Origin of the sequence: Flavobacterium limicola, from assembly GCF_003634755.1 — a bacterium.
Lineage (GTDB): Bacteria > Bacteroidota > Bacteroidia > Flavobacteriales > Flavobacteriaceae > Flavobacterium > Flavobacterium limicola.
This window is the reverse complement of sequence record NZ_RBXA01000005.1, coordinates 20,782-47,503: the sequence shown is the minus strand read 5'-3', so window position 1 is coordinate 47,503 and position 26,722 is coordinate 20,782. Positions and strand designations below refer to the sequence as shown.

Annotated in this window: 18 protein-coding genes; 15 read left to right on the top strand and 3 right to left on the bottom strand. The window is 36.2% G+C overall.

The genetic code is table 11. The annotated features are described in order from the left end of the window. Positions 1–15: 15 nt before the first annotated feature. Positions 16–645, bottom strand: a complete 630-nt coding sequence (locus BC952_RS13935) for a MarC family NAAT transporter (RefSeq protein ID WP_091173749.1) — start codon at positions 643–645, stop codon at positions 16–18. A 146-nt stretch (positions 646–791) separates the two neighbouring features. Between BC952_RS13935 and BC952_RS13930 the strand changes: the two genes are divergently transcribed. Further along, entirely contained in the window at positions 792–1,157 is a 366-nt protein-coding gene (locus BC952_RS13930) for a CoA-binding protein (protein ID WP_091173917.1), read from the top strand. A gap of 99 nt (positions 1,158–1,256) precedes the next feature. Here BC952_RS13930 and BC952_RS13925 read toward each other — a convergent pair whose 3' ends face one another. Next, positions 1,257–2,765, bottom strand: a complete 1,509-nt coding sequence (locus BC952_RS13925; RefSeq protein ID WP_121366222.1) for a sodium:solute symporter — start codon at positions 2,763–2,765, stop codon at positions 1,257–1,259. A 100-nt stretch (positions 2,766–2,865) separates the two neighbouring features. Between BC952_RS13925 and recR the strand changes: the two genes are divergently transcribed. The 8 genes from recR to BC952_RS13885 all read left to right on the top strand — a co-directional run bounded on the left by recR (position 2,866) and on the right by BC952_RS13885 (position 15,544). Next, positions 2,866–3,486: a recombination mediator RecR gene (recR, locus tag BC952_RS13920; protein ID WP_121366221.1), complete on the top strand. Its 621-nt coding sequence runs from the start codon at positions 2,866–2,868 to the stop codon at positions 3,484–3,486. Positions 3,487–3,559: 73 nt separating this feature from the next. Beyond that, positions 3,560–4,351, top strand: a complete 792-nt coding sequence (locus BC952_RS13915; RefSeq protein ID WP_091173757.1) for a polysaccharide biosynthesis/export family protein — start codon at positions 3,560–3,562, stop codon at positions 4,349–4,351. Between the two features lie 15 nt (positions 4,352–4,366). Then, a complete protein-coding gene (locus BC952_RS13910) occupies positions 4,367–6,823 on the top strand; it encodes a polysaccharide biosynthesis tyrosine autokinase (RefSeq protein WP_121366220.1) in 2,457 nt (818 codons plus the stop codon). 29 nt (positions 6,824–6,852) lie between these two features. Further along, on the top strand, positions 6,853–7,833 hold the full coding sequence (locus BC952_RS13905; protein ID WP_121366219.1) for an SDR family oxidoreductase: 981 nt from the start codon (positions 6,853–6,855) through the stop codon (positions 7,831–7,833). Positions 7,834–7,931: 98 nt separating this feature from the next. Then, positions 7,932–9,323: a UDP-glucose 6-dehydrogenase gene (locus BC952_RS13900; RefSeq protein ID WP_121366218.1), complete on the top strand. Its 1,392-nt coding sequence runs from the start codon at positions 7,932–7,934 to the stop codon at positions 9,321–9,323. Between the two features lie 309 nt (positions 9,324–9,632). Further along, positions 9,633–10,916 carry a nucleotide sugar dehydrogenase gene (locus BC952_RS13895; protein ID WP_167445798.1) on the top strand — a complete coding sequence of 428 codons (1,284 nt, stop codon included), beginning with the start codon at positions 9,633–9,635 and terminating at the stop codon, positions 10,914–10,916. Between the two features lie 1,654 nt (positions 10,917–12,570). Continuing rightward, positions 12,571–13,578, top strand: coding sequence for a mannose-1-phosphate guanylyltransferase (locus BC952_RS13890; protein ID WP_121366217.1), 1,008 nt, complete (start codon positions 12,571–12,573; stop codon positions 13,576–13,578). A gap of 1,315 nt (positions 13,579–14,893) precedes the next feature. Beyond that, positions 14,894–15,544, top strand: a complete 651-nt coding sequence (locus BC952_RS13885) for a UpxY family transcription antiterminator (protein WP_244200158.1) — start codon at positions 14,894–14,896, stop codon at positions 15,542–15,544. A gap of 491 nt (positions 15,545–16,035) precedes the next feature. Here BC952_RS13885 and BC952_RS14945 read toward each other — a convergent pair whose 3' ends face one another. Continuing rightward, positions 16,036–16,200: a hypothetical protein gene (locus BC952_RS14945; protein ID WP_208639992.1), complete on the bottom strand. Its 165-nt coding sequence runs from the start codon at positions 16,198–16,200 to the stop codon at positions 16,036–16,038. A gap of 2,210 nt (positions 16,201–18,410) precedes the next feature. On the opposite strand from BC952_RS14945, the gene BC952_RS13880 reads away from it, so the two are divergent. From BC952_RS13880 to rfbH, 6 genes are all read left to right on the top strand, one after another. Further along, on the top strand, positions 18,411–20,855 hold the full coding sequence (locus tag BC952_RS13880; RefSeq protein ID WP_121366216.1) for an SLBB domain-containing protein: 2,445 nt from the start codon (positions 18,411–18,413) through the stop codon (positions 20,853–20,855). 606 nt (positions 20,856–21,461) lie between these two features. After that, positions 21,462–22,523 (top strand): Wzz/FepE/Etk N-terminal domain-containing protein, encoded by a 1,062-nt coding sequence (locus tag BC952_RS13870; protein ID WP_121366214.1) that lies wholly within the window; start codon positions 21,462–21,464, stop codon positions 22,521–22,523. Between the two features lie 26 nt (positions 22,524–22,549). After that, positions 22,550–23,533 (top strand): FAD-binding oxidoreductase, encoded by a 984-nt coding sequence (locus BC952_RS13865; protein WP_121366213.1) that lies wholly within the window; start codon positions 22,550–22,552, stop codon positions 23,531–23,533. Positions 23,534–23,548: 15 nt separating this feature from the next. After that, on the top strand, positions 23,549–24,325 hold the full coding sequence (gene rfbF, locus BC952_RS13860) for a glucose-1-phosphate cytidylyltransferase (protein WP_121366212.1): 777 nt from the start codon (positions 23,549–23,551) through the stop codon (positions 24,323–24,325). Beyond that, on the top strand, positions 24,313–25,392 hold the full coding sequence (rfbG, locus tag BC952_RS13855; protein WP_121366211.1) for a CDP-glucose 4,6-dehydratase: 1,080 nt from the start codon (positions 24,313–24,315) through the stop codon (positions 25,390–25,392). The genes rfbF and rfbG overlap by 13 nt, the downstream gene beginning before the upstream one ends. Positions 25,393–25,394: 2 nt before the next feature. Continuing rightward, positions 25,395–26,720: a lipopolysaccharide biosynthesis protein RfbH gene (gene rfbH / locus BC952_RS13850; RefSeq protein WP_121366210.1), complete on the top strand. Its 1,326-nt coding sequence runs from the start codon at positions 25,395–25,397 to the stop codon at positions 26,718–26,720. Positions 26,721–26,722 lie beyond the last annotated feature (2 nt).

The following is a 26,722-nucleotide window of genomic DNA, read 5'->3' as shown; positions in this document are numbered from 1 at the left end:
GGTTGTAATTTAAGTTTAGGAAAGATTCCCTTTTATAATATTTATAATAGCACTTACTATATATTGAATTCCTATCGCAATTACAATAAAACCTACAATTCTTGATATCGCTACAATTCCGGATGCTCCAAGAATTTTTGCTAAATAATGAGCGCTTTTTAGAATAAGAAAAATGGTTACTGCAATGGCAAGAATAGCAATTGAAGAAATAATAATTTCCATCGTGGTATTGTGTTCCTGATAAAAAGCAATAAGTAGGGAAATAGAACCAGGTCCGGCAAGCATTGGTATTGCAAGTGGTGTTAAGGCGATATCGTTTCTTTGTTGCGCGTCAGTTTCGGCTTTTTTATTAATACCTCGCTTCTTAGTGAATTTTCCAGAAAGTAATGAAAAACCAGAACTCACGATAATAATTCCACCTGCAATTCGGAGTGCATCAATGCTGATTCCAAAAAAAAGCAATACATATTGCCCGATAAAAAACGAGACGATAAGAATGATAAATACATTTATCGCCGTCCACAAAGAAATTCTGGAACGCTCTTTTTTAGAGTCGTGTTGCGTAAGTCCCACAAAAATAGGAACGGTTCCAATAGGATTTAGAACGGAAAAAAGGGCAACAAAAAGATAAATAAACAGATCCATATTTTATTTTTAAGATTGTAAAAATACTCTTTTTTTGTTTTTTAATGTTAGGCGAATGTTTTTTATTGCAGGTGTAAGTAAACCTTAAAATTGCTAAACGGATAAACCTTTTTGATTACTTTTGCCAAATACAATTATAGAAAATGATAAAGAATAAAAAAACATTGGTTCTTGGAGCGACAACTAAACCAGAGCGCTACGCTTTCAAAGCCGTAAATATGTTAGTAGAAAAAGGGCATTCCGTTCTTGCATTAGGCCAAAATGCGGGCGAAGTTGCAGGAGTGAAAATCCAGACTAAAGCCATTCCATTAAAAAATATCGATACTGTTACCTTATATTTAAATCCAACACGTCAACGCGATTATTACAATTATATCGTCGAAGCAAAACCAAAACGTGTTATTTTCAATCCGGGTACTGAAAATCCAGAATTCTATCAATTGTTGAAATTGAACGATATTAAAGTAGAAGTAGCTTGTACGTTAGTTTTGTTAGCTACCAATCAATATTAAATTTTCTAGGAGCTATTCCAGCTATACACTATATCTTTTCTTGTTCCGTTAAAAAAAAACGGAACAAGAAAAGGATGTCGCTGCTATCTGGGCTAAAAACTAGAATCGTGTTTCAGAAGTAGCACTCTTGCTAATCAACAACAAACCTAGAAAAGTGATTAGCCCGTTTACGATAATCAATTCGTTATCGAAAATATATCCCCAGAATAAAGTCTTCGAATTTTCGCTGATAAAGTAAGTTAGAGCAGGAGACAATAAGCAAATTATAGGAACAAATTTGTCTTTTACCGTTTTTGATTTTACAAACAATCCAAAACAATACAGTCCCAAAAGCGGACCATACGTATAGGACGCAACTCTAAAAATCATTCCCACTACAGAGCTGTCATTAATTGAGTTAAAGAAAATTATAACCAAAAACATTAAAAACGAAAAGACAATATGCACAAGATGCCTATTTCTGACTACGTTTGGCTTGTTTAGATTTTCTGTTTTATCCATTCCTAAAAAATCCACACAAAACGAAGTTGTTAATGCAGTTAAAGCGGAGTCCGTCGTAGCAAAGGTAGCTGCGGTTAATCCTAATAGAAAAATGACTGATGGAATAAGTGTTAAATGGTTAAAGGCAATTTCAGGAAACAGTAAATCGGTTCTGGGTTTTCCGGTAACTAGATCGGTTGGCACTTCTATTCCGTTTTTAGCCGCATAGATATAAAGTAAAGCACCCACACTGAGGAAAAAAATATTAATACCTACAAATATTCCAGTGAACGTAAACATGTTTTTTTGGGCTTCGCCAATGTTTTTGCAACTTAGGTTTTTCTGCATTAAATCCTGATCCAAACCTACCATGGCGATAGTTACAAAGATTCCTCCCAGAATTTGCTTTGCAAAATGAAACTTACTCGACACAAAATCCTCAAAGAAAAATACTTTAGAATAATTGCTGTTTTTTACAGCTTCAAAGGCTTCAAAAGCATTCAAGTTTAAACTTCGGCAAATAAAGAAAATCGTCAAAAAGACAGAAGAAACTAAGAAAAAGGTTTGTAAAGTATCCGTAATAATAATGGTTTTCAATCCGCCTCGATACGTGTAAGCAAATATCAAAGCCAGCGAAATCAGAACCGTAACTGCAAATGGGATCCCATAAAAGTCAAAAACAAAGCGTTGTAAAACAATCACAACAAGATACAACCGGAATGCTGATCCAATGGTTCTGCTAATCAGGAAAATAGTTGCAGCAGTTTTATAAGAATACATTCCTAATCGGTGTTCTATATAGCCGTAAATCGAAGTCAAATTCATCCGATAATACAACGGTAGCAATACTTTTGCAATAATGATGAAACCAATCGCATTACCCAGAACAAACTGAAAGTATTTGAATTGTTCCCCATTTGGAGAACCAACTTCTCCCGGAACAGAAATAAAAGTCACACCGGAAAGTGCTGTTCCAATCATTCCAAAAGCGACTAAATACCATTTGGAATTTTTATTGGCCTTGAAAAAAGCATCATTGCCGCTGTCTTTTCTGCTTACAAAATGCGAAATCAAAAAAAGAATTCCGAAGTAGATTACAATTAGTGATAGAATGGCAAATGGAGTCATATTGTGTGAATATTGTATTTGGCCAAATTACATAAATAATCTTCAAATTTTCAAATTATCTATCCCGAACGATTGGGACAAATTAACTACTTTTGCAGTTATGGAATTTTCTTCGAAATTAATAGAAAAGGCAGTTAACGAAATGTCTCAGCTGCCTGGAATTGGCAAACGAACGGCACTGCGATTAGTGTTGCATTTATTGAAGCAACCTAAAGAGCAAACAGGATTTCTATCGCAAGCCTTGGTCGCTATGCGTGAAGATATTAAGTATTGTACAAGTTGTCATAATATTTCGGATAGCATGATGTGCGAAATTTGCGCCAATAAAAGCAGGAATCACCAAATCATTTGTATCGTCGAGGATATTCGCGATGTGATGGCAATTGAAAATACAGGACAATTTAGAGGGATTTATCATGTTTTGGGAGGTAAAATTTCTCCTATTGATGGCGTTGGTCCCAGTCAATTAAACATAACTACTTTAGTCGAAAAAGTTAAATCAGGAAGTGTAAACGAGATTATTTTTGCTTTAAGCTCCACGATGGAGGGTGATACGACTAATTTTTATATCTACAAACAAATCGCCGATTGTGAAATAATAATATCAACAATTGCGAGAGGAATTTCGGTAGGCGATGAACTGGAATATGCGGATGAAGTTACTTTGGGACGCAGTATTTTGCATAGAGTTCCATTCGAAAAATCTTTTAAAAATAATTAATCCATTTTAATGAATAACGGTGCTTTTTTATATAGTAAATGAAAAGCCTATATTTGTTATTAAAAATATAAAAATGAGTAAGTCCATTCTCTATTTGTTGCTAATTGTTAGTGTATTGTTTTCTTCTTGTATTCCTACGCAAGATTTGATTTATTTGCAAAAAAAAGATGGAAATGAAACTCAAAGTACTGTAGCTGTAGTAGAGTCAAAACCGTATCGATTGCAAATTAATGATGTTTTGAGTATTACAATTAAAGCAAATGATCCAAAGTTAGTTTCCATTTTTAGTACTTCAAATCAATCCGAAATAGGAAATAAATCAGAATCCGGCTTGTATTTTGATGGTTTTACTGTAGACGATCACGGAGCAATACGATTTCCGGTTTTAGGAGAAATAAACGTAATTGGCTTCACACTTGAAGAAGTAAGGATTAAAATCGAAAAACAATTATTATCCGAATATTTTAACGAAGCCGCAAATATTTTTGTTACTGTAAAATTAGCGGGATTTAGATATACAATAAATGGCGAAGTAGGTAGTACAGGGACAAAAACACTATTTCAAGAACATGTAAATGTGATGGAAGCCATAGCAAATGCAGGCGATATTACGATTACCGGTAATAGAAAATCCGTTACAATTATTCGGCAGTCCTCTACTGGAGTTCAAATGCAGGATATCGATCTTACCGATAGTAATGTGATGAAATCACCTTATTATCATTTGCAACCCAATGATTATATTTATGTGAAACCACTCAAACAAAAAACCTGGGGAACCGGGAAAACCGGAATCGAATCTTTGGGAACAATTATTACACTATTATCATTGGCAACAACTACTTTTTTACTTTTAAAAAAATAAAATACATTTCAAAAAATGTTAGATATAAAAGATTTTTCGGGTTTTGAAAATCAAGCTGGTTTTGACTTTAAAGATTTTTTAATTAAAATTGGAAGTTACTGGAAGTGGTTTCTAATTAGTTTATTAATTTCTTTCACTATTGCCTACCAAGTGAATATTCGTAAAGAAAAAATTTACGGAATGGAAACGTTAATAGCAGTGAAAGAAGAAAGTAATCCTCTTTTTACTTCAAACACCAGCTTGGTTTTTAATTGGGGAGGTACTTCAGATCAAGTTCAAACGATTTCAACAACCTTACAATCCAGATCTCATAACGAGATAGTGGTAGACAAGTTGCAATATTATATAAATTACCTAGTTCAGGGGAAATACAATCTGGTAGATGCTTATGGCGCCGTACCCTTTTATGTAAATATTGATAAATCTAAAGGTCAATTGGCAGGAAATCTGATTGGGATTAAGTTTCTAAGTGAAAATGAATATGAAATCAGGATTCCATTTGAGAATCAAAGTGTTTCATTACTAACGTATTCCAATAATTCCTATAGCAATACAAACGTTGAAACTGGGGATTTTGTAAAAAAGTATAAGGTTGGAGAACAAGTGTCTTTGCCTTTTTTAAATTGGAAATTACAAATACAAGAGAATCCCGGTTTTTACAAAGGAAATGAATATTTTGTGCAATTTAATGGTTTTGATGAAACAGTATCCAGATACAAAGGAATAAATGTCAGGTCAGATGATAAGGGTGGTTCGATCATTACTCTTGGTATGCAGGGAACCAACAAAGCCAGATTGGTAGAATATTTAAATGCAACGGTTAAAATGCTTATAAAAAGGCAATTAGATAGTAAAAATCAGTTTGCGACCAATACAATTGCATTTATAGATAGTACGCTTGTGGCTATGGAATCCCAATTGAAAGAAACTGGGGATGAATTAAAATCTTTCAGGAAAGATAAAAACATTTTTGATATAGAAGAAGGAGGAGCGAAGTTTTCAGACAAAGCATTAGAGTTTGATGTTAAAAGAGATGAAGTTATTCGTAAAATAACGTATTACAACTCTTTGAAGGCGTATTTGAAAAATAGTGTGGATTATTCTAAGCTTCCCGCTCCAACGGTTGCTGGAATCGAAGATCCTAATATAGTGGTTAATGTTTCAAAATTGATTGCACTTTCCACACAAAGATCGGAAATGGCTTATGCGGTAAAAAGTGATAAGATATTCAAAGATTTTGACAATCAGATGGAGGCTGTGAAAAAAGTTTTGATAGAAAATATTGCCTCGGCCAAAGCTTCTTTACAAGAAGATCTCGCTATGGTCAACAGCAAGATCAATCAGACTGAAAGTGCAATAAAAAAATTGCCTGAAGACCAACAAGAGCTTATTAAAATAAAAAGGAAATATGATTTAAGTGATAATATTTATAGCACATTTCTTCAAAAACGCAGTGAAGCCGATATTGTTAAAGCTGCAAATTTATCAGATATTCATTTTATTGATCCAGCTAAGGATGTTGGAGGAGGATTAATTGGGCCTAAAACTTCAGTTAATTATGTGTTGGCTTTATTTTTGGGAATTTTGATTCCCTTATTATTTGTTTTTGGAATTTTCTTTATAAATAATGCTATTCAAAATGCCGAGGATATTAGTAAACTGACTAAAATTCCAATCATTGGAGTGGTGGGTATAAATAAAGATGATTCAAGTTTGGCAGTATATGAGAAGCCGAAATCTGCCTTATCAGAGTCATTTAGGGCGATTCGTTCCTCATTGCAATTTTTGTACAAGAAACAAAACGTTGATGGAGCAAAAACACTTATGATCACATCCTCAGTCAGTGGAGAAGGAAAAACATTTTGTTCCATAAACATTGCGACAGTATTTGCCCTCAGCGAAAAAAAGACGGTTATCATTGGACTTGATTTAAGAAAGCCTAAATTATTTGATGAATTTAATTTATCCAATGAAGTAGGCGTTGTGAATTATCTAATCAAGCAAAAAAGTGTAGATGAAATTATAAATCATACTCAAATTCCTTTTTTGGATGTTATCCTTTCAGGACCAATTCCGCCAAATCCATCAGAGATGATTTTGAGTGAAAGTATGGGAGAGTTAATTGCAGAATTAAAGAAAAAATACGATTATATTATTCTAGATACACCTCCTGTTGGTTTAGTGTCTGATGCATTAGAATTAGCTCAGTATTGTGATGTAACTTTGTATATTGTAAGACAAAATTTTACTAAAAAGGACATGATTACGTTATTGAACAATAGAGTGAAAAGAGGAGAGTTAGATCATGCAAGCATTGTTTTGAATGGGTTTGCTAATAAAGCTAAATATGGCACAGGTTACGGATATAGCTATGGTTATGGAAATGCACCTTATTCTAATGGGTATCATGAAGAAGAAAAACCAAAAAGCATTTATGAAAGAGTAGCGCAAAAATTACTAAAGAAAAAATAATAGGTTAAAATCTGTTTAGTAGCGATAAAATGAAAGAAAAAACTATTTTGATTACCGGAGGTGCGGGTTTTATAGGGTCAAATCTCTGTGAATATTTTTTGTCCAAAAAATATAAAGTAATTTGTTTGGATAATTTTGCCACAGGATATCGACATAATGTTAAAGATTTTATTAATAATGCTGATTTTCATTTAATTGAAGGTGATATACGAAACTTAGTCGATTGTCAGCGTGCTGTTCAGGGGGTGGATTATGTATTGCATCAGGCGGCTTTAGGTTCTGTGCCACGCTCAATCAATGATCCCATAACCACAAATGATGTTAATGTTTCTGGATTTTTGAATATGCTAGTAGCCTCTCGTGATGCTAAAGTAAAACGTTTTGTTTATGCGGCGAGTTCTTCCACATACGGGGATTCAGTGGGGTTGCCTAAAGTGGAGGAAGTCATCGGGAAACCACTTTCGCCCTATGCGATTACTAAATATGTGAATGAGTTGTATGCCGATATTTTTAGTCGGACGTATGGATTGGAAACGATAGGTTTGCGTTATTTTAATGTTTTTGGACGAAAACAAGATCCAAATGGTGCTTACGCGGCTGTTATTCCAAAATTTGTGATGCAGTTAATGCAATTGGAAAGTCCAATAATTAACGGGGATGGCAATTTTTCAAGGGATTTTACCTACATAGATAATGTAATTCAGATGAATGAATTGGCCCTGACAACCCAAAATCCAGCTGCGATAAACACCGTTTACAATACCGCTTATGGCGACAGGAATACGTTGACTAATTTAGTGGATTATTTAAAAGAGTTTTTAGCCGAGTATGACCCTAAAATTGGGGATATTACTGTTGAATACGGCCCTAACAGAGCAGGCGATATTCCTCATTCGCTGGCCAGTATTGATAAAGCAAAAGAATTATTGGGGTATGATCCAAAGTTTTCTATGCAGGAAGGATTGAAAGAAGCGGTACACTGGTATTGGGAGAATTTGCGTGAAGAGTGAAGGGTGAAGAAGTGATAAGTGAGAAGTGATAGGTGAAGAGTGAAGAAGTGATAGATGAGAAGTAAGAAGTTAAATTAGCGAATAGAAAAAATAAAAGAATGAAAATCACAAAAATTTGTTGCATTGGGGCGGGATATGTAGGAGGGCCAACTATGGCAGTTATTGCTCAGAAATGTCCTAATATACAGGTTACGGTTGTTGACTTAAATGAAGCACGTATTGCGGCTTGGAATGATGCAGATGTAGCGAATATTCCCATATATGAGCCTGGTCTTGATGCTATTGTAGCAGAGGCCAGAGGAAGAAATTTGTTTTTTTCTACGGAAGTTGAAAAAGCGATTGATGAAGCACAAATTATTTTTATATCAGTGAATACGCCTACCAAAACGTATGGTAAAGGCAAAGGAATGGCCGCTGATTTGAAATATATTGAATTGTGTGCCAGACAAATTGCCAGAGTAGCTAAAGACAATAAAATTGTTGTTGAAAAATCGACTTTGCCTGTTCGAACAGCAGAAGCGATTAAAAGTATTCTGGATCATACCGGTAACGGTGTTCAGTTTCAAATTCTTTCTAATCCGGAGTTTCTTGCTGAAGGAACGGCTGTTCAAGATTTATTGCATCCTGATCGTATTTTAATTGGAGGTGATTCTTCAGAGGAGGGACAAAAGGCTATACAAGCCTTAGTTGGCGTGTATTCTAATTGGGTAGCCGCTGATAAAATACTAACGACTAATGTATGGTCGTCTGAATTGTCTAAACTTACCGCAAATGCTTTTTTGGCACAGCGTATCTCTTCCATCAATGCGATGTCTGAGCTTTGTGAAAAAACAGGAGCTGATGTCAATGAAGTGGCAAAAGCCATAGGAATGGACAGCCGAATAGGTCCTAAGTTTCTAAAAGCCTCGGTTGGATTTGGGGGATCTTGTTTTCAAAAAGACATATTGAATTTAGTATATATAGCCAAATCATACGGTCTGAATGAAGTTGCTGATTATTGGGAACAAGTAATCATTATGAATGATCACCAAAAGAGACGTTTTTCGAATACTATTGTGCAAACGTTATACAATACGGTTGCTGATAAGAAAATCACATTTTTAGGATGGGCATTTAAAAAAGATACGAATGATACCAGAGAGTCGGCTGCCATATACGTAGCAGATGATTTAGTTAATGAACAAGCTCAAATAGCGGTTTATGATCCTAAAGTTTCTGAGAAAAAAGTATTAGCCGATTTGGATTATTTAGAAACAAGAACAAGTGCACAAAATAAAGCATACGTTGCTTCTTTTGAAGACCCGTATACAGCTTGTAAAGGCGCCCATTCTATAGCCATTTTGACGGAGTGGGATGAGTTTAAAGATTATGACTGGCAAAAAATATATGATTCCATGCAAAAACCTGCTTTTGTTTTTGATGGCAGAAATGTTTTAAACGCTGCTGAAATGAGGGCCATTGGCTTTGTATATCATGCTATTGGATCGTAGTCAGCAAAAAAGTAGCGCTTACTGCAGGTAATTTTGCTGTGAATCCCTTCGTTTTTTAGTAATTGGTCTGCCTAAATAGGGTTATTTTTAAACCTTTTTTTTGCTTTTTATTGGGGGTTAGTATTTTAGCTTTTACCAGTTCGATTGATCGTACTGTTCGTTTCAGGCAGTGTAAAGTGGAGGGAAAAACAGCGCTATTTTAGCTATCTTTGCGTACCGAATCAAGGGATAGTTTTTTTGATTTTTAAATAATTATAGATACAAGCCCCACAAAGGTTTTGTAATTTTCAACCAATTCCGTTTTTAAAGTTGAGTACAAATATAAAAATAGCAGTTATAGGGCTGGGTTACGTAGGTCTGCCTTTGGCAAGGCTTTTCGCGACCAAGTATGCTGTAGTAGGATTTGATATTAATCAGTCGAGAATAGCAGCACTTGCTGCAGGAAATGATGCGACACTTGAGATTGATGATGCGACACTGCAGCGTGTTTTACGCCCTGCACCAAGTAATGAAATTGGGCTTTATTGTACTGCTACTTTAGCTGATATTGCCGATTGTAATTATTTTATCATTACGGTTCCAACTCCGGTGGATAAAAATAATCGTCCTGATTTGACTCCTTTGTTCAGGTCCAGCGAAAGTGTGGGTTCTGTTTTGAAAAAAGGGGATATTGTTATTTATGAGTCTACTGTTTATCCAGGTGTGACTGAAGAGGAATGTGTTCCTGTGCTAGAAAAATATTCGGGATTAAAATTCAATGTTGATTTTTATGCCGGCTATTCGCCTGAGCGGATCAACCCTGGAGACAAGGAACATACCGTTGAGAAAATTTTAAAAGTTACTTCCGGATCCACTCCAGAAATAGGGCAGAAAGTGAATCAGCTCTACCAATCGGTTATTACAGCCGGTACCCATTTAGCCCCATCGATAAAAGTAGCCGAAGCGGCTAAAGTAATTGAGAATTCCCAACGGGATATTAATATTGCTTTTGTCAATGAACTGGCGAAAATATTTAATCTTTTGGAAATTGACACGCATGCGGTTTTGGAGGCTGCGGGAACCAAATGGAATTTTTTGCCTTTTAAACCGGGTTTAGTTGGTGGTCATTGCATCGGTGTTGATCCCTATTATTTGGCTCAAAAAGCTCAAGAAAAAGGATACCATCCTGAAATTATATTAGCAGGACGCCGTTTGAATGATAGTATGGGAGAATATGTAGCCTCACAAGTGGTTAAATTAATGATTAAAAAAGGCGTAATCGTTAATGGTGCCAGTTTGTTGATGCTGGGAATCACTTTTAAAGAGAATTGTCCTGACGTACGCAATACTAAAATAGTAGATGTCATTAAAGCACTGGCTGATTATGGCATTCAAATTACAATATATGACCCTTGGGCTAATCCTGTTGAGGTACAACGGGAATATAATCTAACAACAACAACAGAACTGCCGCTTGCAAAATTTGATGCCTTGGTTTTAGGTGTTGCGCATACTCTTTTTTTGGATTTGGATTTGTCGCTATTGCAGCATAAAAGTAGTTTGTTGTATGATGTAAAAGGGGTTTTAGGTGCTGCAGCTGATGGGAGATTATAGCAGAAGTTTTCTGTTTTTTGGTTCTAGGTTTTGGGTTTTGGTTTTGCACCAGTCCTAAAGAGAGTCGAAAATTCAGCGCTTGATGTTGTTTAGAATACATGGAGACTTTAAATGCTGTTACCAATGACTTTTTATTGAAAGTAAATTTGATTTCAAAAGAAATAAAAAATATTCATGGGTTCATTGTACTATGTAGTATTACTCAAGAATAATCTTTTCTTTTGCCTTGATGCAAAAGAAACAAAAGATCAAGCCTGAAAATCAAAAGCTTAAAAACTACCTCCAAAGTACCGTTCCACAGCCCGAGCCGTTCGTCCTTCGTCCTCAACTCGCGGACTGCTGCCACTTTACTTTCTCGTTGTTTTTTTATGCTTTTTATTTAAGGGCGGGATAGGAGTGGTGTGAAGAGCGATTAAGGAATTATTATTATTAATATTTCTGAAGAGCAATCTTTTCTTTTGCCTTGATGCAAAAGAAACAAAAATTATTCACGGGTTGTTATAGTTTTTTTGGTATTCATGAATCTTCGATTTCAAGCCTGAATAGTTTTATCCCAAAAATCATCGGACGTATTTTCCTATCGCAACCCCAGCCGCTCGTGTTTCACACTCGACTCGGGGGTTGCTCCCTTCGGCCACTGCTTAAATCCTTACCGTGATTTTTTGGGATAAAACTATAAGGGCGGTGAGAGGAGGGTTTGAATGAACGTTTATTGGGTTATTACTACTATTATTATTATTATTATTATTGAAGAGTAATCTTCGAGTTGTCTAGATTATTCACGAGTTGCTACTTTATTAGAGTTCGTGAATCTTTGATTTCAAAAGGGACAAAAAATGTTCATGGGTTAATTGTACTATATAGTATTACCCAAGAATAATCTTTTCTTTTGCCTTGATGCAAAAGAAACAAAAGATCAAGCCTGAAAATCAAAAGCTTAAAAACTACCTCAAAGTACCGTTCCACAGCCCGAGCCGTTCGCCTTTCAGGCTCAACTCGCGGACTGCTGCCACTTTACTTTTTCGTTGCTTTTCTATGCTTTTTATTTAAGGGCGGAGTAAGAGTGGTGTGAAGAGCGTTAACGAAATTATTATTATTATTATTATTATTTCTGAAGAGCGATCTTTTCTTTTGTCTTGATTACTCACAAGTTAATGCTTTTTTGGAGTTCGTGAATCTTCGATTTCAAAAGAAACAAAAGATTAAGCCTGAATAGTTTTATCCCAAAAATCATTGGACGTATTTTCCCATCGCAATCCCAGCAGCTCGTGTTTCGCACTAGACTCGGGGGGTGTTCCCTTCGGACGCCGCTTAAATCCTTATCATGATTTTTTGAGATAAAACAATAAGGGCGGTGTGAAGAGTATTTAAATGAATGTTTATTGGGGTATTGAGTTTATAATTTTTAGTTTTGTGCCATCGCTAAAGGGAGTCGAAAATTTAGAACGTGATTTTGTTTTGGCACTAAAGGGAGTAGGGGATTTAGTATTTGGTTTTGTATCTTGGCTTCGCTTGAAATGACCGCTCAGGATGGGGAAAAACGGATTTGATGTATTTTATACAATCGCTGTCGTTTTTTTGTAAAAATAGTATATTTCCGTTTTAAATATAGTTCACGGATAAAAAATAATAGCTTACGAATAAAGAAGTAAACATGGAAAAAAATAATTCAATTACACACGTAATACTCACTGGTGGAGTTGGCAGCAGGTTGTGGCCTTTATCACGTAAAAGCCAGCCTAAGCAATATCTGGATTTGTTTGACGGCAAATCTTTATTTGAAATGACTGTTGATCGTAATCGGACTTTGGTGGATACCGTTATGGTTGTGGGTAATACCGATAATTGCCATTTGAGCAGAAAGGTTTTAGAAAAATCAGGTACTGACTATGTCGATATCATCGAGTCAACACCAAGAAATACGGCTGCAGCAATTGCTTTTGCTGCGTTTGCCTCTGATTCGGATGCTATTTTGGTTGTTACGCCATCCGATCATATCATCGATGAGGTGGAGCACTACGAGCAATCTATTAAAGAGGCTATTGAAAAAGCGTCCAGAGGGTTTATTGTCACTTTTGGAATTGTTCCAACTAAACCAGAAACAGGATATGGCTATATTGAACGTAAAGGAGAAGACGTTCTTTCTTTTCGAGAAAAACCCAATAAGGTTTCTGCCAAAGATTTTATTGAAAAGGGGAATTTTTTGTGGAATAGCGGTATGTTTTGTTTTAAAGCAGGTGTCTTTCTGGAAGAACTACAATTGTATAACCCAGAAGTATATGAAAAATCTAAAGCCGCCTGGGATACTAATATCGATGGGAAATTGGATTTGGAATTATCACTTGCCATTCCTTCTATCAGTGTTGATTATGCGGTTATGGAAAGAAGCAGGAAAATAAAAGTAGTGTCCTCTGAATTTATCTGGTCTGATTTAGGGTCTTTTGAATCTGTTTATGATTATTTAGTGTCAAAGGGCCATCCTGTTGATGCCAATGGCAATATGGTTATTGGGACCGATGCCTATACGGCTTTTGTAGGACTTAAAAACACTATTTTTGTTTCTACCGAGTCCGCTAATTTAATTTTGCAAAAAGAAAGTTCTCAGGAAGTTAAGAATGTATATAACGAATTGGAACGAAAGAAATCTCATTTGTTAGAGTAAAGGAAAGTGATTGTAAGATTTATTAGTTGTTTAATTGTGCGTTTATTGAGACTATATAATATTACTGAAGAACAATCTTTTCTTTTAGCTCACTTAACTTTTATTATAAGTGGTGTTTGCTTCGTCTGTTCGCTTCGCTCGGGTGTCTGAATCTTCGATTTGCCTTGATGCAAAAGAAACAAAAGTTTAAGCCTGAATAGTTTTATCCCAAAAATCATTGGACGTATTTTCCTATCGCAACCCCCAGTCGCTCGTGTTTCACACTCGACTCGGGGGTTGCTCCCTTCGGCCAACGCTTAAATCCTTACCGTGATTTTTTGGGATAACACTATAAGGATGGGGTTAGGAGTTCTAGGTTCTAGGTTTTGGGTTTTAGTGAGGAGGCTTGCAATTTTCATTTTGCACCAGTCCTAAAGGGAGTCGAAAATTCAGCGCTTGATATTGTTTAGACTACATGGAGACTTTAAAATTTGCTACCAATGACTTTTTATTGAAAGTAAAAATTAAGGGGTACTAATTTTTCTTTTGTCTTGATACAAAAGAAACAAAAGATCAAGCCTGAAAATCAAAAGCTTAAAAACTACCTCAAAGTACCGTTCCACAGCCCGAGCCGTTCGTCCTTCGTCCTCAACTCGCGGACTGCTGCCACTTTACTTTCTCGTTGTTTTTTTATGCTTTTTATTTAAGGGCGGGATAGGAGTGGTGTGAAGAGCGATTAAGGAATTATTATTATTATTAATATTTCTGAAGAGCAATCTTTTCTTTTGCCTTGATGCAAAAGAAACAAAAAATCAAGCCTGAATAGTTTTATCCCAAAAATCATTGGACGTATTTTCCTATCGCAACCCCAGCCGCTCGTGTTTCACACTCGACTCGGGGGTTGCTCCCTTCGGCCACCGCTTAAATCCTTACCGTGATTTTTTGGGATAAAACAATAAGGGCGGGGAGAAGAGGGGTAACATCAACGTTTACGGAATTATTATTATTATTATTATTATTATTTCTGAAGAGCGATCTTTTCTTTTGTCTTGATTATTCACAAGTTAATGCTTTTTTGGAGTTCGTGAATCTTCGATTTCAAAAGAAACAAAAATTATTCATGGGTTGTTATTGTTTTTTTGGTATTCATGAATCTTCGATTTCAAGCCTGAATAGTTTTATCCCAAAAATCATCGGACGTATTTTCTTATCGCAACCCCCAGCCGCTCGTGTTTCGCACTCGACTTGGGGGTTGCTCCCTTCGGCCACCGCTTAAATTCTTACCGTGATTTTTTGGGTTAAAACTATAAGGGCGGTGAGAAGAGTGTTTCTAAGAATGTTTACTGGTATTATTAGTATTCTTTTTATACATCGTTGTCGCTATTTTATAAGATTACTCACTGAGTATTTTGTAGTTTTGGATGTTATTAAGGATTTAGAAATAGTGCTAGAGGAATTTAAGTGTAGTTCCTGCGAAATAAGTACTAGAAAAACCATTAATCAATATTGGAAAAATATGAATTGGTATGTTGTATACACCAAGCCCAAGTGGGAGAAAAAAGTGGCTGAGCGTTTAAATGAAATGGGAGTAGTTGCCTATTGTCCTTTGATTGCAAAAATCAGTCAGTGGTCCGATCGAAAAAAAAAGGTATTGGTGCCTTTGTTTAATTCTTATATTTTTGTTCAGGTTTCGGATAAAGACCGTAATCGGGTGTTTGAAGTGCCCGGGGCTATTCGCTATTTGTTTTGGTTGGGGAAACCGGCACTAGTTAAAGATTTTGAAATTGAAGCCATACAAAATTGGCTTTCGGCACCAGAAACATTTGAAATTGCTATAGATACTTGGCGAAAAGGCGATAAAATTGTTTTGGAGTCGGGACCCTTTATAGACCAGGAGGCTATTGTGCAAGAGGTTAAACAACGTCATTACTTGCTTGTATTGGAATCTTTGGGTTGTGTGCTTAAAGTGGAAAAAAAGCAATTGTAAAATCTGTTGGTATATTTGGCGTTTGTGTGAAGAGGAGACGAATGCCTTGGTTTCAAAAGGTTTTATGGATTGATGAGTTTTAGATTTTGGGTTTTGGTTTTTCCTTAGCCCTAAAGGGAACCGAAAATTTAGAAGGTGATTTTGTATCGAGTCTACCAATACCTTTTTATTGAAAGTAAATTTGATATCAAAAGAGACTAAAAATATTCATGGGTTAATTGTACGTTTATTGAGACTGTATAATATTGCTGAAGAATAATTTTTTCTTTTAGCTCACTTAACTTTTATTATAAGTGGTGTTGGCTGAATCTTCGATTTGCCTTGATGCAAAAGAAACAAAAATTATTCACGGGTTGTTATTGTTTTTTTGGTATTCATGAATATTCAATTTAACTGCTTGAAAATCAAAATTTTAAATACTGTTTTATTTATTTACCTGACTGCCACTGGCAGTCCTCCTTTTAATTTCAAATGTTGTTTTTTTATGCTTTTTATTTAAGGGCGGTTAGAGGAGAGGTTACAGAAACGTTTATTGGAACTACTACTACTACTACTACTACTACTACTTTATATGAAGAACAATTTTTTCTTTTTTGCTTGATCAAAAAAGAAACAAAAAAATATTCACGGGTTGTTATTGTTTTTTTGGTTTTCATGAATCTTCGATTTCACTGCCTGAATAGTTTTATCCCAAAAATCATAGGACGTATTTTCCTATCGCAACCCCAGCCGCTCGTGTTTCACACTCGACTCGGGGGTTGCTCCCTTCGGCCAAGGCTTAAATCCTTACTGTGATTTTTTGGGATAAAACTATAAGGGCGGGGTTAGGAGTTCTAGGTTCTAGGTTTTGGGTTTTTAGTGAGGAGGCTTGTGATTTTCGTTTTGCACTAGTCCTAAAGGGAGTCGAAAATTCAGCGCTTGATGTTGTTTAGACTACATGGAGACTTTAAATGCTGTTACCAATGGCTTTTTATTAAAAGTAAAAATTAATTGGTATTTATTTTTCTTTTGTCTTGATGCAAAAGAAACAAAAGATCAAGCCTGAAAATCAAAAGCTTAAAAACTACCTCAAAGCGCCGTTCCGCAGCCCGAGCCGTTCGCCTTTCAGTCTCAACTCGCGGACTGCTGCCACTTTACTTTTTCGTTGTTTTTTTATGCTTTTTATTTAAGGGCGGAGTAAGAGTGGTGTGAAGAGCGTTAACGGAATTATTATTATTATTATTTCTGAAGAGCGATCTTTTCTTTTAGCTCACTTAACTTTTATTATAAGTGGTGTTCGCTGAATCTTCGATTTGCCTTGATGCAAAAGAAACAAAAGATCAAGCCTGAAAATCAAAAGCTTAAAAACTACCTCAAAGTACCGTTCCACAGCCAGAGCCGTTCGTCCTTCGTCCTCAACTCGCGGACTGCTGCCACTTTACTTTTTCGTTGCTTTTCTATGCTTTTTATTTAAGGGCGGTTAGAGGAGGGGTTACAGAAACGTTTATTGGAACTACTACTACTACTACTACTACTACTTTATATGAAGAACAATTTTTTCTTTTTTGCTTGATCAAAAAAGAAACAAAAAAATCACTGCCTGAATAGTTTTATCCCAAAATCATCGGACGTATTTTCCTATCGCAACCCCAGCCGCTCGTGTTTCACACTCGACTCGGGGGTTGCTCCCTTCGGCCACCGCTTAAATTCTTACCGTGATTTTTTGGGATAAAACTATAAGGGCGGGGAGAAGAGGGGTAACATCAACGTTTACGGAATTATTATTATTATTATTATTATTTCTGAAGAACGATCTTTTCTTTTGCCTTGATGCAAAAGAAACAAAAGATCAAGCCTGAAAATTAAAAGCTTAAAAACGGTTTTATTTACCTGACTGCCACTGGCAGTCATCCTTTTAATTTCAAACATTCCACAGCCCGAGCCGTTCGTCCTTCGTCCTCAACTCGCGGACTGCTGCCACTTTACTTTTTCGTTGCTTTTCTATGCTTTTTATTTAAGGGCGGAGTAAGAGTGGTGTGAAGAGCGTTAACGGAATTATTATTATTATTATTTCTGAAGAGCGATCTTTTTTTTGTCTTGATTACTCACAAGTTAATGCTTTTTTGGAGTTCGTGAATCTTCGATTTCAAAAAAAACAAAAGATTAAGCCTGAAAATTAAAAGCTTAAAAACTACCTCAAAGTGCCGTCCCACAGCCCGAGCCGTTCGTCCTTCGTCCTCAACTCGCGGACTGCTGCCACTTTACTTTTTCGTTGTTTTTCTATGCTTTTTATTTAAGGGCGTGAGAGGAGGGGTTGAATGAACGTTTACTGGTATTATTACCGATACATTTTTGTAAAGCGGCTGTCGCTATTTTATAAAATCCCGAAGCGTCGGGACGAACTGACAAATTGCTATTTTTTGACGTTTTTTATTTAAGGACGGGGGTAGGAGTACCAATTGTATCCTTCTTTTTAGAAACTTTTATTTTGTTATATGCAAGAAAAATCATTTTAAAATTTTAAGCGGATTTAGTGTTAAAGTGTGAATTTTGTAAATAAAACTTTAGATAGTCTTATTATTTACTATAAATTTGCCATTTAAAATTTGGTGCATGTTCTTAATTGGGACTTGCAACGGCGAAGCCATATCATGTGGTGATTTTTTACTTTAATATCAAAGAAAATCCAATGCTTATTATTGGTTTTCAGCATCGATTTTTGTTGGTTGGAGTGGTTTTTGAAAAGAATCGTATTTGGAAATAGAATTGTAGTATTGAAAATGACTTTTTAGCGGTGTTTTCTCTTCGCTTTTCTTTAACCAAAACTCGAATTGCTTTTTGCGGCTTACCACTAACGGTTGCACAAATAAATTTATATATCTGAATTATGAGAAAAATAATTACTGTTGTTGTCCTTTTTATCGCTTTTTTTCAGTCGACTACTGTGGTGGCACAAGATTTATTAAAGAGTACGGACTTAAGCATGCTGAAGGTGGATTATTTATCCGATAGCGATATTGCTAAAATAAAAACACAGTTGCAGACCAATAATGTGACTATTGAACAGGCGGAACCAATGGCTTTGTCTAAAGGAATGTCGGCCACTGAATTTGCTAAATTGAAAGAACGTTTAGCGATGCCGGCAACCCCGTCAGCTGTGGTTAAAAAGGATAAAAACGACAGCGATTCTGAAGATTCAGCTACTGATAAAGAGGATGCTTTTGGAAGAAAACAGGAGAAAATAGTTAATACTAAAGTAAAGGATTCGTTGAACGCGCTGGTATTTGGTTCTGAATTATTTGATACTCCTACTTTAAATTTTGAGCCTAATTTGAAATTGGCCACACCAATGAATTACATCTTGGGACCCGGAGACGAGTTGCAAGTGAGTGTCTATGGCGTGCAAGAGTTTAACGCGAGTATTCCAGTGAGTATTGAAGGCAAAGTGACTATTCAATACGTGGGACAAATTGCTGTTTCGGGTATGACTATTGAGGCAGCCACCCAAAAAATACGCGCAGCTATTGCGGGCGTTTACAGTACGGTACGATCCGGACAATCGCAGGTTAGTGTCAACCTCACACGCATCCGAACGATTCGAGTAACGCTTATCGGAAGTAAGCAGCCCGGAAATTATTCGATATCCTCGTTGGCAACCGTTTATAATGCGTTGTTTTTGGGCGGTGGTCCTGGCAAAAATGGCAGTTACCGAAATATTGAGCTGATCCGAAACAATAAAGTGTTTACTAAAGTAGATATATATGATTTTTTGGTTAATGGGGATCAATCGAGTAATGTAGGTTTAAAGGACAATGATGTTATTCGGATACCCGCCTATAACCAAAGGGTTACGGTAGAAGGACAGGTGAAACGTCCTGGTATTTTTGAAATGAAAACGGGAGAGACTTTTGAAGATCTCTTGTCTTTTGCGTCAGGATTCAATGAGTTTGCTTATACCGCTTCGGTGAATGTTTTGCAGAAAACGGATCGCGAATTTAAAGTTCGTGATATTAAAGCCAGCGAATATGGTACTTATAAACCGCTTTCAGGAGATGTGTTTCGAGTGACTAAAATATTGAACCGATTTGAAAACCGAATTAAAATTGATGGGGCAGTATTTAGACCGGATACCTATTCTTTTTATGAAGGGATGCGTATTTCTGATTTGGTCCTTAAAGCGGACGGGTTAAAGGAAGATGCTTATACCAATAGGGCCAGAATTATTCGTTTGCAGTCCGATCTTACCACTGAAATCGTCAACGTCAATTTGGCGAAAGCCTTATCCGGAGACTTGGAAGCGGATGTAGCTTTGAAGAAAGAAGATGTAGTAACTGTCTATTCTATTTTGGACTTTGTAGACGAATTTAAAATAACCATTGACGGAGAAATCAAAAAACCCGGGATTTATGATTATTATGAAAATTTGACCTTAAATGATTTGTTAGTGGAAGCAGGCGGTTTGACCGGTTCGGCCTCTAAAAGGGTGGAGATCGCGAGAATGATACAATCAGAGACCATTGATGATTCGAATCCAAATAAAGCAGAATTGTTTAACATCGAAATTACGGCCACCAATAATGAGCAGGCCAAAAACTTTGCCTTGCGTCCTTTTGATGTGGTGAATATCCGTAAGATGGCGGTGTATGAAAAGCCCGAGATGGTTACCGTAAGCGGAGCTGTGCATTACGCCGGTAAATATGTATTGGCCGGTAAAAAAGACCGTGTGTATGATGTGATTCAAAGAGCGGGCGGATTGACTTCGGTTGCCAATGTAGAAGGGGTGCGTATCAAAAGACCTATCCAAGCCAAACAAATTGAAGATTTGGAAAATGTGAATTTGAACTTAGGTAAAAAAGACAGCATTCAAAATAAATTAGAGAAAAAATTAAAAGAAGATTTAAAATATGCCACTATTCCAGTGGATTGGAAGTCTATCGTTAAGAACCCCAAAAGCAATACCAATGTGACTTTGTTTCCAGGAGATGAAATTGAAGTAGTTCCTTTTAATGAAGGTGTTAAAGTGACGGGGAATGTATTGTTGACTTCGGAGATTCCGTATGATCCCAGCAAAGGATTTCGTTATTATCTGAATGCAGCCGGTGGAATTGACGCTAAAGGGTGGAAGAAAAAAGCGTATATCATTTATCCGAATGGAAAAGCGGATGTTGCGGGTTCTTTCCTGTTTATTCGATCGTATCCAAGGGTTGTTCCCGGGTCACAAATCATAGTTCCGGAGAAACCAGAAGTGAAGAAAATGACTGCAGGGGAATGGGTAGGGATAGGAAGTGTGATTTCGAGTCTTGCGTTGTTGATTTTGACTGCTTTTAAATAGTATTTATAGGTTTAGGGTTTTCTGTTGTCTGTAAAAGAGAGAATGCTTTACAATAAGGACAACAAAAAGTTATAAAGATTGAGATATTTATAATTTGAGTTTGTTGTTGTAAATTTGATTGGTGTTCGCTGAATCTTTTCTTTTAGCTCACTTAACTTTTATTATAAGTGGTGTTTGCTTCGCCTGTTCGCTTCGCTCGGGTGTCTGAATCTTCGATTTGCCTTGATGCAAAAGAAACAAAAATTATTCATGGGTTAACTGTATATTTATTGAGGCTATATAGTATTATTGAAGAACAATCTTTTCTTTTTTGCTTGATCAAAAAAGAAACAAAAAAATCAAGCCTGAAAATTAAAAGCTTAAAAACTACCTCAAAGTGCCGTTCCGCAGCCCGAGCCGTTCGTCCTTCGTCCTCAACTCGCGGACTGCTGCCACTTTACTTTTTCGTTGTTTTTCTATACTTTTTATTTAAGGGCGATGGAGGAGTGGTGTGAAGAGGGTTCCGTTTTCGATATTAGTTGATCGATGATTGAGAAAAAGGCGAATGAAAAATAATGGGCAAAAAACGAAAAATAATTAGCTGTTAGTTATAAAATATAAGTATTGATGGAAGTACAAAATGATGAAATATCGTTAAAAGAACTTATTGAAAAAGGAAGGGAATGGTTTTCTTATTTGCTTTCGCAATGGAAGATTATTGTTTTGGCGGGGATTATAGGCGCCGGATTGGGTCTTGCCTATTCTTTTAGTAAAAAACCAGTATACACGGCCAGCTTGTCTTTTGCTTTAGAAGATGAAAAAGGTGGTGGTGGTTTAGGGAGTGCCCTTGGATTGGCCAGTTCGCTTGGTTTAGATCTAGGCGGTGGTGGCGGGAGTATTTTTACCGGCTCTAATTTGACTGAATTGTTCAAGTCCCGTGCGATGGTGGAACAAACCTTGTTGAGTCCCGTTGTGGTTGATGGAAAGGCTATATCCTTGGCGGAGATGTATATTCAAAATAATGGATGGAGAGACCAATGGAACGCTATGCCAAAATACAAAGCTATCCAGTTTTTGCCCGATACTAAGAGAAAGTATTTTACCCGCGTACATGACAGTATTTTAGGGGTTGTGTATCAAAATTTGTCTCAAAGCGGGTTGGTAGTGGGACAAAAAGATAAAAAAATAGCGATTATTACTATTGATGTGTCTTCTAATAATGAATTGTTCTCTAAATATTTTACTGAATCTTTGGTAAAAGAAGTATCCGATTTTTACGTAACTACGAAGAGTAAAAAAGCACGTGAGAATATGGATATCCTAGAACGGCAAACAGATTCTATTCGTGGAGCACTGAATGGTGCGATTACAGGTGTGGCCGTTGCCAACGACAATACTTTTGGATTGAATCCTGCGATGAATGTGCGTCGTGCTCCATCGGCCAGAAGACAGGTGGATGTGCAGGCGAATACCGCCATCTTAACCGAGTTAGTAAAACAAACCGAACTAGCTAAGGTTACGCTGCGTAAAGAAACCCCATTGATTCAGGTTATAGACAAACCCATTTTGCCATTGCCGAAAGAACGTTTTGGTAAAGAGAAAGGTATTGTAATGGGAGGGTTTTTAGCTGGGTTTTTGGTAGTTTTTGGATTGATAATAAGAAGAGTTTTTAAACTGCTTAATCAATAATTATAATTCAATAATATTATAGTACTATGTATCAAGTTTCTTTAAAAAATGATATTAGTTTTTATTGTGAGGCTAATGATACAATCTTAGTTGGTGCCCAAAAACAGAATCTCAACTTAAGTTATAGCTGCCAAACGGGAAGATGCCAATCTTGTAAAGCAAAAGTCCTTTCAGGTACTTCTATCGCCAAAGTTGATGAAATTGGACTTAGTGAAGAAGATAAAAAAAAGGGCTATATACTGACTTGTGTTCGTACTCCAACTTCTGATGTTGTTTTAGATCTTGATGACTTAAGTGATTATAAGCTTGAATCTATAAAAACACTGCCTTCTAAAATTAATAAAATAACTAAAATTTCAGCAGATGTTATAGAATTGGAGTTAAGAACTCCTCCTCAATCTACATTTAATTATTTGCCTGGGCAATATGTGAACTTTATTAAAGACGATTATAAAAGAAGTTATTCAGTCGCGAATTATAATAAATCTTCAAACCTTGTTTTTTTTATTAAAAAGTATCCAGGGGGGGTGTTTAGTAATTATTTGTTTAACGAAGCTAAAATTAACGATTTACTTAGAATAGAAGGTCCAATAGGAACTTTTTTCTTGAGAAACACGGATAAAAAGAATATCATTTTTTTGGCTACAGGTACGGGAATTGCTCCTGTCAAGGCAATTTTGGAGCAAATGAATGATGACAATACAGGGCTTATGACTAAAAAAATATTCCTTTTTTTTGGTGGCAGATTTTCAGAAGATTTATTTTGGAAACCACAGTTCAGTAATATAAACGTGAATTTTATTCCAGTGTTAAGTAAAAACACAGAAGATTGGGATGGTTCTACTGGATATGTTCAAGATATCCTTCTTTCTAAATCAATTAACTTATCTGATTCCGTAGTTTATGCTTGCGGATCTGAAAATATGATAAACGATTCTAATAAAATGTTAATTCAAAACGGATTGTCTGAGGATTCATTTTATTCGGATGCATTTGTCAGTACCAAATAAATATAAATTATATATATGAAGGCAGTAATTCTTGCAGGTGGTTTAGGAACTCGTTTAAGTGAAGAAACAGTATCCAAACCGAAACCAATGGTTGAAATTGGAGGAAAACCTATTTTATGGCATATTATGAAGACCTATTCTCATTACGGAATAAATGATTTTATAATTTGTTGTGGATACAAAGGGTATATTATTAAGGAATATTTTCAAAATTATTTTTTACATCAATCTGATGTAACTTTTAACATGAGAGATAATAAAATGGTTGTGCATGAAGAAAGAGCTGAACCATGGTCGATAACCTTAGTTGATACGGGGGATGATTCTATGACAGGAGGACGACTGAGGAGAGTAGCTCCTTACTTAAAAGATGAGGAAAGTTTTTGTTTTACCTATGGTGATGGTGTTGCCGATGTTGATATTAAAGCTTTATTAGAATTTCATAAATCACATGGAAAAGATGCTACGTTAACTGCTACCTATCCTCCAGGTAGATTTGGAGCATTAGATATAGTAGATGGTGAAGTGAGGCAGTTTCAAGAAAAACCAAGAGGAGATGGTGCTTTGATCAATGGAGGTTTTTTTGTTTTGTCACCTAAAGTGATTGATCGAATTGCTGGTGATGATACAGTTTGGGAACAGGGTCCTTTAAAAGGATTGGCTTCAGATAATCAACTGATGGCCTTCAAACATGAAGGGTTTTGGCAACCTATGGATACATTAAGAGATAAAGTACACTTAGAAGAGTTATGGGATACTAATCAAGCACCTTGGAGATTATGGAAGGATTAGAAGGCAAAGTAAATTCAGTATTTTGGAAAAACAAAAGAGTTTACCTTACGGGTCATACAGGCTTTAAAGGGAGCTGGACTTCACTATGGTTGCAACAAATGGGTGCAGTCGTAAAAGGGTATTCATTAGCGCCTTATACGAACCCTAATTTGTTTGAAGAAGCTTCAGTCGCCACTGGTATGCAATCAGAAATAGGGGATATTCGCAACTTAGAGGCCGTTACCAAAAGTATGGTCGATTTTGATCCCGAAATTTTGATACATATGGCGGCACAACCCTTGGTACGTTTGTCTTATTTAGAACCAGTGGAAACCTACTCGACTAATGTAATGGGAACTATACATGTACTTGAAGCTGCTCGACAATGCACCAATTTAAAATCGATTGTGGCCATTACAACAGACAAATGTTATGAAAATAAGGAATGGTCTTGGGGCTATCGCGAAAACGAACCCATGGGCGGCCATGACCCATATAGCAGTAGCAAAGGTTGTTGCGAGCTGCTAATTGCTTCCTATAGAAAATCTTTTTTTAATAGTCCAAATTCCGCTTCATTGGCCTCGGTACGTGCTGGGAACGTTATTGGGGGAGGAGATTGGTCCGATGATCGTTTAATTCCGGATATCTTAAAGGCTTTTGAAAAATCAACCCCTGTAATTGTGAGAAACCCACTTTCTACAAGACCTTGGCAACATGTGCTAGAACCTCTATCGGGTTATTTGGTTCTAGCAGAAGAATTATATGTTAATGGCAATCGATTTGACGAAGGCTGGAACTTTGGTCCCAAAGACGAAGATTGTCAATCGGTTGAAAAAATTTTGAATACGATGATTAAAACTTGGGGAGAAGGGGCTTCTTGGGAATTAGATACCAATAGCAATCCTCATGAGGCTGGATTTTTAAAATTAGATTGCTCCAAAGCGGCCCAACAATTGAAATGGGTGCCACAATGGAATTTAGAATTTACTTTAAGTTTGATAGTTAATTGGCACAAAGCCTGGATGAGCAAAGCCGATATGAAAAAACAATGTTTAAAAGAAATAGATTTATATAGTAACAAATTATAATAATGGAAAAGAAAGAACAATTACAAAATTTGCGAAATGAAATTGCAGGTTTGGTATCAAAATATGCGGCAATCAATTATGAGCCTACTCCTTTTATTCCAGGGGAAACTGTCGTTCCTCCGTCGGGGAAATTATTAGGAGAAGGGGAGATACAAAATATGGTAGCTGCCTCGCTCGATGCTTGGTTAACTACAGGACGTTTTAATGCAGAATTTGAAAAAAAATTGGCCGAATTTCTAGGCGTAAAATACTGTTTGTCAGTAAACTCAGGTTCTTCGGCCAATTTAGTTGCTTTTAGTACTTTGACTTCACATAAATTAGGTGATCGCGCCATTAAAAAAGGAGATGAAGTAATAGGTGTTGCTGCTGGTTTTCCTACTACTGTAAATCCTATTGTTCAATTTGGAGCTATTCCCGTCTTTGTTGATGTTGATATTTCTACGCACAACGTAAATGCAGATTTAATTGAAGCGGCAATTACACCAAAAACCAAAGCTATTATGTTAGCACATGCTTTGGGTAACCCGTTTAACTTAAACAAGGTTACCGAGCTTTGTAAAAAATACAATTTATGGTTGATAGAAGATACTTGTGATGCACTTGGTGCCGAATACAACGGACAAAAAGTTGGTACTTTTGGAGATATTGGTACACTTAGCTTCTATCCAGCGCACCATATGACTATGGGCGAGGGCGGGGCTGTATTTATGAACTCATCAGAGTTAAAATCTATTGCTGAATCTTTTAGAGATTGGGGACGTGATTGTTATTGCGCACCAGGATGTGATAATACTTGCGGCTGTCGTTTTGAACAAAAACATGGAGATTTGCCTTATGGTTACGATCACAAATACGTTTACTCTCACTCAGGATATAACTTAAAAATAACTGATATGCAGGCAGCTTGTGGCTTGGCACAGTTGGATAAATTAGATTTTTTTATTGCCAGACGTCGTGAAAATTTCAGTTATTTATTTGAAAAGTTACAATCACTAAACGATTTTATACATTTACCTATAGCTACAGAAAACAGTAATCCTTCTTGGTTTGGTTTTCCCATAACATTAAAAGATAACTGTGGATCAAATAGAGTTGATCTATTAAAATTTTTAGACAATAATAAAATAGGTTCTCGTTTATTGTTTGCAGGAAATCTAACCAAACAACCTTATTTCAAGGATATCGAATACAGGATAGTTGGAGAATTGACGCATACCGATAAAACAATGAATGATACATTCTGGATTGGAGTACAACCTGCATTAACAAATGATCATCTTGATTTTGTAGTGGAGAAAATGGAAGAGTTTTTCGGTTTAAATTTTTAATA